This is a genomic window from Chryseobacterium gwangjuense (genome assembly GCF_021311115.1).
GTDB classification, from domain to species: domain Bacteria; phylum Bacteroidota; class Bacteroidia; order Flavobacteriales; family Weeksellaceae; genus Chryseobacterium; species Chryseobacterium gwangjuense.
The window spans coordinates 367,860-382,571 of sequence record NZ_JAJTNP010000003.1; the positions used below are offsets into that span (position 1 = coordinate 367,860).

At 33.9% G+C, this 14,712-nt stretch carries 12 protein-coding genes; 6 read left to right on the forward strand and 6 right to left on the reverse strand.

What is annotated here, in order from left to right:
- Window positions 1–96: 96 nt before the first annotated feature.
- Window positions 97–1,302: an NAD(P)/FAD-dependent oxidoreductase gene (locus tag LV842_RS08305; protein WP_233110976.1), complete on the forward strand. Its 1,206-nt coding sequence runs from the start codon at window positions 97–99 to the stop codon at window positions 1,300–1,302.
- A 76-nt stretch (window positions 1,303–1,378) separates the two neighbouring features.
- Here LV842_RS08305 and LV842_RS08310 read toward each other — a convergent pair whose 3' ends face one another.
- From LV842_RS08310 to LV842_RS08330, 5 genes are all read right to left on the reverse strand, one after another.
- Window positions 1,379–2,563 (reverse strand): vWA domain-containing protein, encoded by a 1,185-nt coding sequence (locus LV842_RS08310; RefSeq protein WP_233110977.1) that lies wholly within the window; start codon window positions 2,561–2,563, stop codon window positions 1,379–1,381.
- A gap of 10 nt (window positions 2,564–2,573) precedes the next feature.
- Complete coding sequence (locus tag LV842_RS08315; RefSeq protein WP_233110978.1) at window positions 2,574–3,248, reverse strand: SIMPL domain-containing protein; 675 nt, start codon at window positions 3,246–3,248, stop codon at window positions 2,574–2,576.
- Between the two features lie 112 nt (window positions 3,249–3,360).
- Window positions 3,361–4,194: a hypothetical protein gene (locus LV842_RS08320; RefSeq protein ID WP_233110979.1), complete on the reverse strand. Its 834-nt coding sequence runs from the start codon at window positions 4,192–4,194 to the stop codon at window positions 3,361–3,363.
- A gap of 327 nt (window positions 4,195–4,521) precedes the next feature.
- On the reverse strand, window positions 4,522–5,097 hold the full coding sequence (locus tag LV842_RS08325; RefSeq protein WP_233110980.1) for a hypothetical protein: 576 nt from the start codon (window positions 5,095–5,097) through the stop codon (window positions 4,522–4,524).
- A gap of 146 nt (window positions 5,098–5,243) precedes the next feature.
- A complete protein-coding gene (locus LV842_RS08330) occupies window positions 5,244–6,995 on the reverse strand; it encodes an amidohydrolase family protein (protein WP_233110981.1) in 1,752 nt (583 codons plus the stop codon).
- Window positions 6,996–7,145: 150 nt separating this feature from the next.
- Here LV842_RS08330 and LV842_RS08335 point away from each other — a divergent pair, with 150 nt between their 5' ends.
- From LV842_RS08335 to LV842_RS08345, 3 genes are all read left to right on the forward strand, one after another.
- A complete protein-coding gene (locus tag LV842_RS08335; RefSeq protein WP_233110982.1) occupies window positions 7,146–8,921 on the forward strand; it encodes a tetratricopeptide repeat-containing sensor histidine kinase in 1,776 nt (591 codons plus the stop codon).
- 66 nt (window positions 8,922–8,987) lie between these two features.
- A complete protein-coding gene (locus LV842_RS08340) occupies window positions 8,988–9,722 on the forward strand; it encodes a LytR/AlgR family response regulator transcription factor (protein WP_233110983.1) in 735 nt (244 codons plus the stop codon).
- 175 nt (window positions 9,723–9,897) lie between these two features.
- Complete coding sequence (locus tag LV842_RS08345) at window positions 9,898–10,437, forward strand: lipocalin family protein (protein WP_233110984.1); 540 nt, start codon at window positions 9,898–9,900, stop codon at window positions 10,435–10,437.
- Between the two features lie 198 nt (window positions 10,438–10,635).
- Here the strand turns inward: LV842_RS08345 and LV842_RS08350 are convergent, their stop codons facing one another.
- The gene (locus tag LV842_RS08350) at window positions 10,636–11,112 is read right to left on the reverse strand and encodes a DUF7832 domain-containing protein (RefSeq protein WP_233110985.1); all 477 of its coding nucleotides are present in this window, start codon (window positions 11,110–11,112) and stop codon (window positions 10,636–10,638) included.
- Between the two features lie 113 nt (window positions 11,113–11,225).
- On the opposite strand from LV842_RS08350, the gene LV842_RS08355 reads away from it, so the two are divergent.
- Window positions 11,226–12,476 carry a CinA family nicotinamide mononucleotide deamidase-related protein gene (locus LV842_RS08355; protein ID WP_233110986.1) on the forward strand — a complete coding sequence of 417 codons (1,251 nt, stop codon included), beginning with the start codon at window positions 11,226–11,228 and terminating at the stop codon, window positions 12,474–12,476.
- A 114-nt stretch (window positions 12,477–12,590) separates the two neighbouring features.
- A complete protein-coding gene (locus LV842_RS08360; RefSeq protein ID WP_233110987.1) occupies window positions 12,591–14,639 on the forward strand; it encodes a M13 family metallopeptidase in 2,049 nt (682 codons plus the stop codon).
- Window positions 14,640–14,712 lie beyond the last annotated feature (73 nt).

A 14,712-nucleotide genomic window follows, 5' to 3' on the forward strand; every position in this document is an offset into this window, starting at 1 on the left:
TTTGTGTTGATTTTAAGAACAAAAATTAAACCATAATTTAATTTTTATCCAAAAGAAAGGCTTAATTGTTGATGACTATGAAGAAAGAATATTTTTGTGGATCTTAAATCAAATGAACCTTTCTGGCTTTTAAAAAACGGATTGATACAATCATATCCTTCGTTGAAATCCAATGAAGAATGTGAGGTTTTAGTTATCGGTGGCGGAATTACAGGAAGTTTAATTGCCCATCAAATGATAAAAGAGGGTTATACCACAATTCTTATTGATAAACGCGAACTGTGTAATGGAAGTACTTCAGCCACCACTTCCATGCTGCAATACGAAATTGATATTCCTCTTTTTAAACTCATTGAAAAAATAGGAGAAAAAGGAGCGACGGAGAGTTATAAAGCTTGTTCTGATGCTATTGATGTAATTGAAAAGCTTTCTACGGAAATTAAATCGGATGCAGGTTTTAAAAGAAAAGAATCTCTGTACTTTGCTTCAAAAAAGAAAGATGTAAAAGATCTGAAAAAAGAATTTGAAGCCAGAAAAAATACCGGTTTCAAAGTAAAATGGATGGAAGCAGATGATATTTTAAAAAGATTTGGCTTTGAGAATACGTATGGTGGGATTTTATCAAAGCAGGGAGCAAGTATGGATGCTTTTAAATTTACGCATGAATTATTTGAAGTAAATGCACGGAAAGGATTAAAGATCTTTGATAAAACAGAAGTGGTAGAAGTTGAATATCGTAAAGGTTTCAACATTGCCACTGTAGATTCAGGTTTTCAGATCAGGACGAAGAAAATAATCTATTGTACCGGGTATGAAAGTAAAAATATAATCAAAGAAAACTTTGTTGATCTCAAAAGTACGTATGCTATTGTTTCAGAAGTGGCTCCGGAAAAGTATAAAAATATCGCGAATACGCTGGTTTGGAATACAGATAATCCTTATATGTATATGCGGACTACGGATGATGGCAGATTGCTGATAGGTGGAGGAGATGAGGATTTTTATGATGCGAAAAAACGGGATGCATTTTTAGATAAAAAAGAAAAAGAGATCCTTAGAACGCTAAAGAAAATAAAACCCGATTATACATTTTTCACAGATTTTATCTGGGCAGGAACTTTTGGAGAAACAAAAGACGGACTTCCATATATTGGAACGCATGAAAAGTTTAAAAACTCCTATTTCGTTTTAGGTTTTGGAGGTAACGGAATTACTTTTTCTGTAACAGGGATGGAGATGGTTTCATTATTTTTAAAAGGTAAAAAACACAGGCTTTCAAAGTACTTTAGATTTGGAAGATAGGTTTCGGCGGCGGCAAAGCCGCCGCCGAAACTTCAAGACTTTCTTAATCAGAAAGTCTGCAACATGATTTCTAACACTATAAACTATATCCGTTTTTCTTTGCCAGTTCAAGAACTGATTTTTCAATCGCTTTTCCAAGATCATCAGCATCAGAATTTCCTCTTTTTTTCATTTCTGCATCAATAAAATTCTGACGTTTCAGAGAAAGCTCTTCAATCTCTTTCTGAATTTTTTCACGTTCGGCAGATTTTGCAGCAACTGCTTTTTGTATTTCTTCCTTGCTTTTACCCTTTAATTCTTTCGGAAGCTCTTCTTCTTTTACCGTTGACATGAAACCGGAATCTTTTTCAGCACGGTCTACCAAATCCCAATGATCGTTTTTGTAAGCATTCTTCTTAGATTTGGCTACAGTTCTTTCTGCTGCAATGGCTGCAGATTGAGCTTTGGCATTTTGATCCTGAGCCACTTGTTTAACTTTATATTCTGCACCGTGACTTCCATAATACATGTAAGTATCATTCAATCTTGTATTGCATTCAGAAATTCTTATATCATAAGGAGTTTCAATATAAATTACTTTTCTGTCGCTGTCGATATTGAAATATTTTCCGTCTCCGAGTGAAGCTCCGTTTTGCCAGAAAGTTTGGATACCTTCGTTTCTGTCACCACAAAAGATGGTATTTGTATAGATGTTTTTTCTTTTTGCACTTGAAATCACTTCTTTATAATTAATCTTTCCTTGATCGAAAGACTCATTACCTGCAATATAGATTAGCTTCATGCTTTTTTCATTCCCATCCCAGTTCAGGTTCATGGTGGCATCACGAATTACAGCTCCGCAATATTCACTTCCACCATTGGTTCTTAAGGCAAATAGCTTTTCAGAAATTAAATCTAAATCTTGAGTAAGCGGAGCAACTTGGCGGATGTAATTTTCATCCTGAAGACCATCATTTCCATATTCGTACAAAGCAATTTCAATTTGAGGTGCTTTTCCGTTGTATTTCAGGGTGGTTAAAGTGTTGACAATATTCCAAAGTCTGGATTTTGCCTGATCGATCAATCCATCCATGCTGTTTGAAGTATCAAGAAGTAAAGCTACCTGAATTTTATTTTCTTTACTTGCCGATGTGGAACTTTGAGTGTCGTTCTGAACAATGGTGTGCTGTGTAGGCTCTTTACATCCTTTTATTGAAGAAGTCTGAGCATTTAAAAAAGCAACTGTCCCAATTGTTAATGCTAAGGTTTTAATAGTTATCATGACTTTGTGTTTAAAGAATTTCGTATTTTGTTTTGATGCTGTATTTCAGCTTAATGTTTTCGATATTTTCGAAAGAATAATCGATTCCTGCGTCTGCTGTTTCCAGTTGCATATTGCTTACTCTTGCAGATTTATAAGCAACCGGAAGAATCGTGTCGCTGGTATAATCTTCAATTTCTACGATTTCAAGGGAAGCTCCGACTTTTTTACCCATGCTTTCCAATAAGTAACCCGCTTTTTCTTTAGCTGCCTTTAATGCATTAATTTTAACGGTTTTTCTAAAATCAGCGATTTGGGTATTTTTGATTTCAACGATGTTGATGCTGGTGATACACTTTTGATTCAGGTTTTCAAATAGATTTCCCATATCTGTTTTTTTGGTTACCTTAAATTGAAAACCTTTGGTAAAGCTTTTTTTGAGATAAATATTTTGATACATCGATTTGAATTTGATGTCCTCGTTTTTTACCCCATTGCTTTTTAAGATTTCAAATAATTTTTTTTCGTTGGAGGCAAGATCATTTTTGTTATCGCCTTTTATTCCGATGCTGAAAATGATTTCATCCGGCTCCACTTCCATTTCTGCAACTCCGGTTACTTCAATGGCATTTTTCTTTACTTCCTGCGCATTGGCAAAACTGGTTAACGTAAAGAATCCGATCAATAAAAAATGTTTAAGTTTCATAATTTCCTGTTTAAATTTCTAAAGTAAAATTACGCTGAACAGAAACTGAAATTGAGTAAACTTGGTGAACTGAGGTTTTCACTTGGTGGAAGAAATATAATGATGTTTATTATTAATCTACCAAAATATGAAACCGGTCTTGTAATGCATTCATTCCTTTACTGTCAACAGGTTTAGCCTTTATCATTTGGTTATTAAAAGAAAAAATAATAGCATTGTCTTTCTGATCTTTTACTAATAAATGTTTTGAAATATTGTGTTGGTTGTCTTCAATAATAATTTGGCCGTCAAAAGAAAGATCATAGTGAAAGGAAGTCATCTTTTCGGAAGACTTTTCCATGAAGATCAGATAATGATCTTTATGAAAGAATATATATTGATAGGGACTACTTGATGAAACGATTTCATAGGCTCCTGCTAAACGTAATGAATTTTTGTCTTCCGCTTCAAAATCGTTACTGAAGTAGGGGATTAGTATGTTGATAAATATAGTTCCTAAAATCAGAACCTTTAAAAAAGTTTTATAGGGTAAAAATAAAGGTTGGTCAAAAAAAGTTTTATTCCGAAGATCAATAATTTTAAGAATAAGTTCCCATCCGTTTCTTCTGACAAGAAAAATACTCATGAGAAGTAAGATGAATGAAAAGAATTTCACGGAAATATCAAAACTGATATTGATGATAAATATTTGAGTAAAACAAATGATTGCCAATAACAATCCGAACAGTTGAAAACGTCTGAACAACATTAAAATGCCCGAAAATAATTCAACAGAACCTATGATTGTATTATAAATCTTGGATGTTCCTATTGCGCTCCAAAAAAGAATATCTTTATCTAAATTACCCAGTCTTGTAAACAAAATATTAGATTCGGGCTCCGGAAATTGGGTTTTAAAAATCTTATCAATACCATATTTTATGAGAATAACAGAAATATATAACATGCATATATATTCTGCTATCCACAAAAAATAATTTGTCCATTTTTTCCTGATCAACAAACTGAAAATAATGGAAGTGAAGACTAAAATAATAAGCAAGATCAGCATCGAATAACTATCCGAGCTGTAATCTATTCTTACATACTTTTTATTGAAAATAGTCGTCAGAATAAATTCCGTAATATTTCCAAAAATAAATTGAGTGAATTTCAGCTGAAATTCATTTAAAAAATTCAACGGAAAAAAAAGAATAAACTGAAGAAAAAAAGCACCGGTAAAAATAGAGATCTTTCTTATGATAAATGATTGAGCGTACACAATGATGATTTTTTATCGAGACTTTCTATAGGTGAAAACAAATGCTAATACAGCAATGCTTAGAACAAAATAGTACAGCATTTTCGCTCTTAAATTCAGACCTTTTATCTCTGCGGTTTTTACTGTTTTTTTAGCAGAAATCGGTCGGTATTGTTTCGTTTTTTGGTCATATTTAAGGAAAACGGTACTGTCGATATTATTCTGAAAATGATAATTTTTCCTGAGTACATTTTTTACACTGTCTATATTCTGGCTGGAAAAAACGGCATGGTTGTACACCGTATCCCTTCCCGGTTTCCATTTTTTGGAGAATGGGGTTATTTCGCTCTTACAAAATACTGAAGTTACGATCACACTCTTATGATCATCAATGATAATTACACTGTCTAATTTTGAATTGATAATATAGGGTTCCGGCCTTATTCCAAGATTGGAATAATTGGTATTATAGCTGTCTTCTACAATACTTTTTTCAAAGTATTCCATATTTCCGCTATGACTTTTATATGAAATTAACTTGGTTTGAGATAGTAGATTGCCACTCAAAACCAATACTCCGAATCGGATGAAAAGAGATAGATTTTTCATAAGTAGTAAGATTAAATTAGGGCACAAACTTAGCATCATAGCCAAAAGCTGAAACGGGAACTTGGTGAACAGAGGTTTTCACTTGGTAAGCACAAAAAAAGACAACTCCGAAAGAATTGTCTATAATTTTTTATAAAGAAAAATGGTTATGGTAAAAAATAAACTTTGATAATTTTGCCATCTTTAATTTCATAAATCGCTGTAGCTTCTACTTTTTGCCCTTTTCTCATGCCCGAAACGTTTTCCTGATCGATTACAAAATTACCATTTACAATTCTGTTTTTAATTTCACAGTGGAGTTCAGGCAATCTTTTAAACATGTCAGTGTAGCTGGTTCTCATCGCTTCTTTACCTTTGCTGATGAGCTGGTTGGGGAACATATACAATTCTATATCCTCTGAATATGGCTCCAAGAAAGCATCAATATTTCTTACATTATAGCCGTTCACTTGTTTTTGAACCAACATTTCCGGAGTTTCTTTGATGGTTTTTTCAAAATCTATTGCTTCTCCGTTCTTGAAGACAAGATTTACTTCAGTAAGATGCTCGATATTCTCCACTGGATTTGAATCCAATAAAACCAAATCAGCAATTTTCCCTGTGGAAACACTTCCTGAAATATTTTCTTTATTGAAAATTTTTGCAGGATTAATCGTTGCAGACTGTAAAACCTGCCAATTGCTCATACCGCTTTTTTTCATGGCATTCAGTTCAGAAATAAAAGAAGTTGCGTGTTGAGTTCCGATATTTCCTGCATCTGTTCCTGCTACAATGGTTACACTTCCGTCTGATAATTTTTTCAGATTAATGGTTTGTATTGAATCTTTTTTTGAAATATAGACATCCATTTGTGGCAGATTAAATCTTGTTTTTAATCTTTTTACAATCGCAGAATCCGAAGAATCTGACAAATGTCTCAAATCTTGAATAGAGCCAATTGCTTCAGGATTCGAATTGTTGAGTTCGAAAGTATTGTAATGATTTTTTTGACCATAAGTTTTGTAATAATTACCTGCAACAGTTAAAGTAGGATTTAAAATGACTTTTTTTGATTTTAATAATTTGACAAAGCTATCCGGAACGATTTCATCCTCAATGTTATGTACAAGAAAATCTGCGCCGTTTTCTACTGCAATTTGTGCTGTGATTCTTTCTGTAGCATGTACTGCGACTTTCAGATTGTTTTTATGAGCTTCATCAATAGCGGTTTTTACAATTGCTTCATATTTTCTGGCATTTGTTTCTAGATCTTTTTTGTCGCCACTTACAATGTACCATATTTTTATAAAATCAGGGTTGTATGGAAGCTGCTCCTGAATCATTTTCTTAGCCTCTTCTGCTGTTAAAACTAATTTGAAAGGTTCGTCTTTGCCACGATTTTTAAAAACTTCAGGTTCATAGGTTGTCAAAAGAGGTCCTGTCATATAAACCGTTGGTAAGTTTGCTTTTTGAAGCGAATTTTTTTGAGATAAAAAGTTATAAGTTGCTCCTACATCAATTACAGAAGTAATTCCCAATTTTAAATAACGATTCAGAAAGTCTTCCATATTTTGATGAACCCAGGAAATTTCTTTTTCGTACGACATCTGATTTCTTAAATCTAAGGCATCCGGTCTGGTATATAAACCTCCGCTTTGAAAAAAATGGATATGAGAATCTGTCATTCCTGGAATTAGAAATTTTCCTTCGCCATTAATGATTTTAGCATGATTAGGAATTTTTATTTTCTTTGAAGGCTTAATTTCTGTGATAATTTCCTTTGTAAGTACTACGGTTTGGTTTGGAATGAGCTTTTGGGTGATAACATCTACAACGGTAACATTATGAATATAAGTTTGTGAATAAAATTGGGTGATTACAAAACACAACAGGAAGGTGATAGAAACTTTCTTTTTCATTTATTTCATGATTGATTAGGCTTCAAAGATAAAAAAGTAATTTTTAGAACGGAATTAAAATTTTTTATTTCAAACTTGGTAAAGCTTGCTTTTCACTTGGTGAATAGTTGTTGGGCAAATTATATATATGTATATCTTTGTTTTATGAAAATGTTTCGATTTTTTATCGCTTTTTTACTAATGATTTTTGGGAGTGCAATGTATTCTCAAACAACGAATGTTGCTCAGGAAGTTCAGACACAAAGTAAAAAACTGAAAAAAGCAGTGGATAGAAAAGATGAAGCTGCACAGGCAGATTCTTACTACAATATTGCTGAAAGCTTTTTCAATGACGGGAATTTTTCAAAAAGTGAAGAATATTACATAAAATCTAAAAATATTTATGAAAAGCTTAATGACAAACCCAATATTGAAAAAGTAAGCAGAAAACTGGCCCAGTCACAGGAAAAGCAAAAGAAAATTAACATTGCAATTAGTAATTACAACAGAGCTGCGGAAGTAAGTGAATCTAAAAAGAAAGAAGTTAATTCCAATGATGTAGCAAGACTTTCTACAAATTCTCCGGAGGCAAAACAAGAAGCGATCCAGAATAATATCCAGATCAGCGAAAAGGAGAAAGATAAAGGAGATCTAGCAGCAAGTTACAGCCAGATGGCAGATGTGAATATTGAACAGAAAAATATTCCGAAAGCCGAAGAAAATCTGAATAACGCTTATAAAGCTTCCAGACAGGCTGCTCCACAACAAGCGTTGGAAATTAGTCAAAAACTGACCGATTTTTATGTCGAAAATAAAAAATTCGACAAAGCTATTGAAGCTAAAAAAGAAGTTTTAAAAGAAGCTTTTGTAAAAGATAATTCTCAGGAAAAAGTGAATCAGATTCAGGAGCTTGCCGATATCTATATCAAAAAGAATGATACTGAAGAAGCCATTAATCTCTTAAAAAAATCCTACGGAATTGCTCTTGAAAAAGGACATACTCTGGAAGCTCAAAAAAGTGTTAAAAAATTAGACAGTCTTTATAATGTGTCCGAAAATACGGAGGCTTCAGTACAATTATATCGTGATTTTCTCGGGAAATTACCCGATTTGGTGTCAAAGGACAGAAGTTTAGTAGATAACAAAATTCTGGAAGATACAGAACAGAGAATTGCTCAGTTAGAAAAAGAAAGAGAATTAAAAGATGAGCTGATCCGTAAAAAAAATGTTTTCAATTATAGTTTGATCGGGGTTTTGTTGGTTCTGACAGGTTTAATTATTTTCATTTTTAGAACCCTGAAAAAAGTTCAGGTCAAAAACAAAAAAATTGCCTTACAGTCGCTTCGTCGCGAGATGAATCCACATTTTATATTTAACAGTTTAAATTCTGTGAACCATTTTATAGCGACCAATAATGAATTGGAAGCCAATCAGTATTTAACCAAATTTTCAAAGCTGATGCGTGGTGTAATGGAAAATTCAACCGAAGATTTTATTCCGTTTCAGCAGGAATTGGATTTGCTTCAAAATTATTTGGCATTGGAAAAAACGCGTTTTGCAGATAAATTCGATTTTGAAATTGATGTTGATGAAAGCCTGAATACCCAAAGTCTGAAAGTTCCCGGAATGCTTGTACAACCATTTTTGGAAAATGCAGTTTGGCACGGATTGCGTTACAGAGATAGTAAAGGATTTTTAAAACTGAGCTTCAAAAAAGAAAGTGAATATTTAAAAATTATCATCGAAGACAACGGAATCGGTATTGAAGAAAGTAAAAAACAAAAAACAGAGCATCAAAAAAATCGGGAAGGTCGCGGAATGAAAAATACCCTGGAAAGAATAGCTCTGCTGAATGATTTGTATGACCAGAACATTCAATGTAAAATCACAGATAAAAACCACGAACAGGGAGTTTTTGTCGAAATCATGTATAAACTGATTAATTAATAATTACCAATAAATTTTCAGTAAACAATCTGCAACCTAAAAGCTACCACCTAAAACCTGAAAAATATGAAAATAAAAGCCGTAATCGTAGACGATGAAATCATTGCGAGAGATGTTTTGAGGAATTATCTTACAAAATACTGTCCGCAGGTTGAGATTTTGGGTGAAGCGGAAAATATTAAAGAAGCCGTTCCCTTGATTGCAGAAAAGCAGCCACAATTGGTTTTTCTGGATGTGGAAATGCCTTTCGGAAATGCTTTTGATGTATTGGAAGCGACGAAGGAATTTTCTTATGAAACCATTTTCATTACGGCGTTTTCACAATATTCTTTACAGGCTTTGAATAAATCTGCGAGCTATTATATTCTGAAGCCTATCGACATTCAGGAATTAATTGTAGCAGTAAATAAAGTGGCCGAAAGTCTGGAAAGTAAAGAAGAACTCAATAGAAATAAAATTCTTCTCGAAAATTTAAAATTAAAACCCGAAAAGCAGCAACTTATACTTCCAACCTTACAGGGTTTTGATGTGGTGAAAACCGAAGATATTGTCAGGCTTCAGGCAGATGGAAACTTCACACAGGTTTATCTGACAGACGGTTCGAAGAAAATGGTCTGTCGATTTTTAAAACATTTCGATGATTTGCTGGAAAACCCTTTTGTGAGAGTGCATCGTTCGCATATCATTAATACCAGTTTTGTAAAATCGTATCATAAAAGCGGAACTGCAACACTTTCAGACGAAACCGAAATTGAAGTTTCGGGAAGTTTTAAAGATAATTTTCTGAAAGTTTTTTCATAATTTTTTTCAACTTTTTTCCTTGGAATCTCAGTTAAGTGAAACGCCTTTGCGACTCAAAACGATTAATAATTAAAAACATCTTTGCGCCTTTGCGTTAAAAATAAAAGTCATTCAATTAAAATTCGTAAGGCATCATTTTTGGACTTTTCATGATAACCCACACAAATATTGTATTATGAAAACTCTTCAAAAAATTGCCATTCCGGTTTCTATAGGTATTTTGGGCTTTATGATATTTAAATCATGTTCCGTAGGAATTCCTAAAGGAGCGACTGCCGTGAAAAACTTTAATGCAGATAGATACCTCGGAAAATGGTATGAAATTGCCCGTTTCGATTACAAATTCGAGAAAGATATGGATAATGTGACGGCAATTTATTCTCAAAATCCAAACGGAACCATTCGTGTAGATAATAAAGGGTACAATTACGTTAAAAAAGAATGGAAAGAATCTATAGGAGAAGCAAAATTTGTGAAAGATAAAAATGAAGCCCGATTGAAAGTCTCATTTTTTAAGCCAATTTGGGCCGGCTATAATGTTATTGATATTGATGAAAACTATCAATATGCTTTAGTTGCCGGAAACAGTCTAAAATACCTCTGGATTCTCTCCAGAGTAAAAGATATTCCTGAAAGTATCCGACAAAGATTCTTAGAAAAAGCTAAAAAAATTGGTTATAATACTGACGAATTAATCTGGGTAAAGCATACTTAATCATTATAAAAAATTCCCCTTCTCTGAAGGGGTGGATTTTTGCGAAAGCAAAAAGACGGGGTAGTTTCATGAGACTGTAAAAACAAATCAATTCATACATTTTGTCATTCTGAGCGAAATAAAATGAAGTGAAGAATCTGTTTCAATTACAGAGATTCTTCAATACGCTTCGCTTCTTTCAGAATGACAGACTAGCATTTAATTCAGAGTTTTATACTCTTTCCATTCCTCAAAACGATGAGCAATCATCTGTTTCATGAGATCATAGTTTTCGTACGTATCTTCAATATGATAAAAAGTCTCATACTCATAATCGTTTTCCTCAGCTTTTGCATCAAACAGATTAATGTAATCATCCGCAAATGAGCTGAACCTGTTCCCGAAATCCGTATCATCTGCATAATAATCTTTAGCAAATTGATTTCCAAGATCATTTAGATCATACTCGGAAAATTTTCCGTCCATGGCTTCTATCACGAACTCTGCACCTGTAATTTCTCTTCTTTTTAATTTTTCTATTTCTTCATGGGCATCTTCTTTCAGCTCTTCGGAAATTAAATCATTGTGAATACACCAGTTCAGAAACATTCCGGTGTGTGTTGCACTGTTTTTCTCAGGAAGACCTTCAGGAAAATCACCACCATAATGCCATGAAGCATCATCATATTTAGACATAACCAATTATAGTTTTAAACAATATTTACCAAAAATAGAAAAAATCAATTTATATTGCCCGTCAATCAGAATTTTCCGTCATTTGTAAACGAATTTTTTTCGAAAAATAATATATGGAAAATGCTGTTCTGATCACAATTGGTGACGAAATTCTCTCAGGAAATACGATTGATACCAATTCTAACTTCATTGCTACTGAACTTAAGAACATAGGAATTAAAGTTTCACAGATTTTCACGATTTCAGATGAAATAGAAACCATTAAACAGACCATTCAATCAGCTTTTGAAATAGGAGATTTAATTATCACAACAGGAGGTTTAGGACCAACAAGAGATGATAAAACCAAGAAAGCGATTGCCGAGTTTTTTGATGATGAAATTGCCTTGGATGAGGTGACTTTTAATCATCTTAAAAACTACATGGAAAAACGCGGTCGCCTGGAAATTCTGGAAAGAAACCGCGAGCAGGCTTTTGTCCCTACAAAATCGACAGTTTTTCAAAATCATTTCGGAACGGCACCTTGTATGATGATGGAACAGGAGGGGAAATTATTGTTCAGTTTACCCGGAGTTCCTTACGAAGTAAAACCATTGATTAAAGATCAGATTGTTCCTTTTTTACAGGAAAAATTTAGCCTGAATTATATTTCTACAAGAATTGTCTCCGTTGTTGGGATTCCAGAAAGCATTTTGGCTGATACCATAGAAGATTGGGAACTGGCTTTACCAGAAAATTTAGCTTTATCCTACCTTCCGGTTGGAACTCGCGTAAAGCTGAGACTTACGGCGATGGGAGAAAATGAAGCTCTGCTGCAACAGCAACTGGAAGAAGAAATTCAGAAACTATTGCCTTTGGTTAAAGATAATGTAATTGCTGTTTCCGAAGATAAAATCGAAAAAATTCTTGCAGAGATTTTAACCGAGAGAAAACTCACCATTTCTACAGCAGAAAGTTGTACAGGAGGTGAGCTGGCAAAAATGATAACGTCGGTTTCAGGAAGTTCGGCATATTATTTTGGCGGAATGGTAGCCTATGCAACAGAAAAGAAAATTGAAATTTTAAAAGTTAAAAAAGAAACGGTAGATGAATTTACTGTGGTAAGCGAGCAGGTTGCTGCGGAAATGGCGGAAGGTTGTCAAAAATTATTTGGAACTGATGTTTCTTTGTCAACAACAGGTGTCGCAGGGCCCGGAAAAGGAGAGGACGGAAAAGACATCGGAACTGTTTTTTACACCATCCGAATGGGTGATAAAGAAAGAACTTCAAAACTTTATATGCCACATCTTGATCGATTGGATTTTATGAACTTTGTTTCACAGAAAATTGTTCAGGATTTGGTGGGATTTTTAATTTCTGAATAAAAAATTAAGAAGTAAACGAAAGAAAACCAATGGTTAATGAGTTTTTTTGAAAAACAAAAATTCTTAGTAACAAATTGAAAAAAAAACATACATATTGTTAAATTGTAATTAGAAATGAAAAAATTAACACTTTCTTTGGCTTTATTAGCAGGAATTGGTTCACAAACAGTGAATGCTCAAGCTACCAAAGCGGCTGTAGCCGGAACAGATAAAGGTTTAGACCTTAGCTTGATGGATAAATCAGTTCGTCCACAAGATGATTTTTATAACTATGTGAGCGGAACTTGGATGAAAACTGCCAAAATTCCTTCAGATAAACCAACTTGGGGAAGTTTCAACAAATTGGCTGATGATACAGACAATAACTCGATGACGATTTTGAACTCTCTTTTGAAGGATAAATTTGCTGACGGAAGCGAAGGGAAAAAAATTCAGGATTTGTACGCAACGTACATGAATATGCAGAAGAGAAATGCAGACGGAATTAAGCCTATTCAAGCAAACATCAACAAAATCGATGCTATTAAAAACCTTACAGATCTTCAGAATTATCTGACTTCTGTAACGAAAGAAGGTGAAAATACTCTATACGGATGGGGAATTGATGCAGATTTAAAAGATTCTAAAATGAATGCGGTTTATTTGGGTAATCCGTCTCTTGGTTTAGGAAGAGATTATTACCAGAAAGTAAACGAAAAAAATACAGAAGCTATTGCAGAATATACAAAGTATGTAGCTTCTATGTTAAAAGAATTAGGGTACAAAAATGCTGATGCAGCTGCAAAAGGTATCGTAGATTACGAAAAAAGTTTGGCAAAAACTTACCTTACTAACGAGCAGAGCCGTGATAATACGCTTCAGTACAACCCAAGAACAATGGCTGAACTTTCAGCGTTGGTAAAAGGAGTTGATCTTCCGGCTTACCTTAAAAAAGTTGGAGTAAATACAGATAAGGTAATTATCGGTGAAATCGGTTTCTATAAAGATTTTGACAAGTTAGTGAATGCTCAAAACCTTCCTGTGATTAAAGATTATTTGAAGTTCCACATGATTCACGGAAGCTCATCTTATTTAAGTGAGAAATTGGGTGACATGAAATTTGCTTTCTATGGTAAATATCTAAGAGGTCAGCAAGAACAAAGAGCTTTAAACAAGAGAGGTTTCGAATTAATCAACGGAACTTTAGGAGAAGCTTTTGGAAAATTATATGTTGAAAAATATTTCCCTGCTGAAGCTAAAGCTCAAATGGTAGAGTTGATCGACTATTTAAAGAAAAGTTTTGCAGTTCACATCAATGGTTTAACATGGATGTCTTCAACTACGAAAGTAAAAGCAATGGAAAAACTGAACAAGTTTACCGTAAAAGTTGCTTATCCTGACAAATGGAAAGATTATTCTAAATTGAATATCGTTTCTGAAGCTAAAGGTGGAAGCTTATACAGCAACCTTCAGAATATCGGAGAATGGCAGTATAACAAAGATTTAGCAAAAATCGGAAAAGCTGTAGATAAAACAGAATGGGGAATGACTCCACAAACTGTAAATGCTTACTACAATCCGGTAAACAACGAAATCGTATTCCCTGCTGCAATCCTTCAGCCACCTTTCTTCAATCCTAAAGCAGATGCTGCTGTTAACTTCGGTGGAATCGGTGCAGTTATCGGTCACGAAATGAGCCACGGGTTTGATGATTCAGGAGCACAGTTCGACGCAGAAGGTAATTTGGTAGACTGGTGGACTCCGGAAGACAAAGCCAACTTCGAAAAAGCAACAAAAGCTCTTGCTGCTCAGTATGACAAATATGAGCCGGTAAAAGGAACTTTCGTAAACGGAACATTTACAAACGGAGAAAACATTGCTGATTTAGGTGGTGTAAACATCGCTTACGATGCGCTTCAAATGTATTTGAAAGATAAAGGAAATCCAGGTTCAATCAGTGGTTATACACAAGATCAAAGATTCTTCCTAAGCTGGGCAACAGTTTGGAGAACATTGTCAAGTGAAAAATACATGATCAACCAGGTGAAAACAGATCCGCACTCTCCTGGATATTTCAGAAGTTTCGGTCCGCTAATCAACGTTGATGCGTTCTATAAAGCATTTGATGTGAAGCAAGGAGATAAATTATACAAAACTCCTACAGACAGAATTAAAATCTGGTAATCATTACCAAAAAATAATAAACCGTTCAGAAATGAGCGGTTTTTTTGTTTTAATAATATTAGAGATGCTTCGG

Bases quoted from the DNA above. Each gene is read 5' to 3' on its own strand.
- LV842_RS08310 (WP_233110977.1), bottom strand. From the start codon at position 2,563: ATGATAACTATTAAAACCTTAGCATTAACAATTGGGACAGTTGCTTTT.
- LV842_RS08315 (WP_233110978.1), bottom strand. From the start codon at position 3,248: ATGAAACTTAAACATTTTTTATTGATCGGATTCTTTACGTTAACCAGT.
- LV842_RS08320 (WP_233110979.1), bottom strand. From the start codon at position 4,194: ATGTTATATATTTCTGTTATTCTCATAAAATATGGTATTGATAAGATT.
- LV842_RS08325 (WP_233110980.1), bottom strand. From the start codon at position 5,097: ATGAAAAATCTATCTCTTTTCATCCGATTCGGAGTATTGGTTTTGAGT.
- LV842_RS08330 (WP_233110981.1), bottom strand. From the start codon at position 6,995: ATGAAAAAGAAAGTTTCTATCACCTTCCTGTTGTGTTTTGTAATCACC.
- LV842_RS08335 (WP_233110982.1), top strand. From the start codon at position 7,146: ATGTTTCGATTTTTTATCGCTTTTTTACTAATGATTTTTGGGAGTGCA.
- LV842_RS08340 (WP_233110983.1), top strand. From the start codon at position 8,988: ATGAAAATAAAAGCCGTAATCGTAGACGATGAAATCATTGCGAGAGAT.
- LV842_RS08345 (WP_233110984.1), top strand. From the start codon at position 9,898: ATGAAAACTCTTCAAAAAATTGCCATTCCGGTTTCTATAGGTATTTTG.
- LV842_RS08350 (WP_233110985.1), bottom strand. From the start codon at position 11,112: ATGTCTAAATATGATGATGCTTCATGGCATTATGGTGGTGATTTTCCT.
- LV842_RS08355 (WP_233110986.1), top strand. From the start codon at position 11,226: ATGGAAAATGCTGTTCTGATCACAATTGGTGACGAAATTCTCTCAGGA.
- LV842_RS08360 (WP_233110987.1), top strand. From the start codon at position 12,591: ATGAAAAAATTAACACTTTCTTTGGCTTTATTAGCAGGAATTGGTTCA.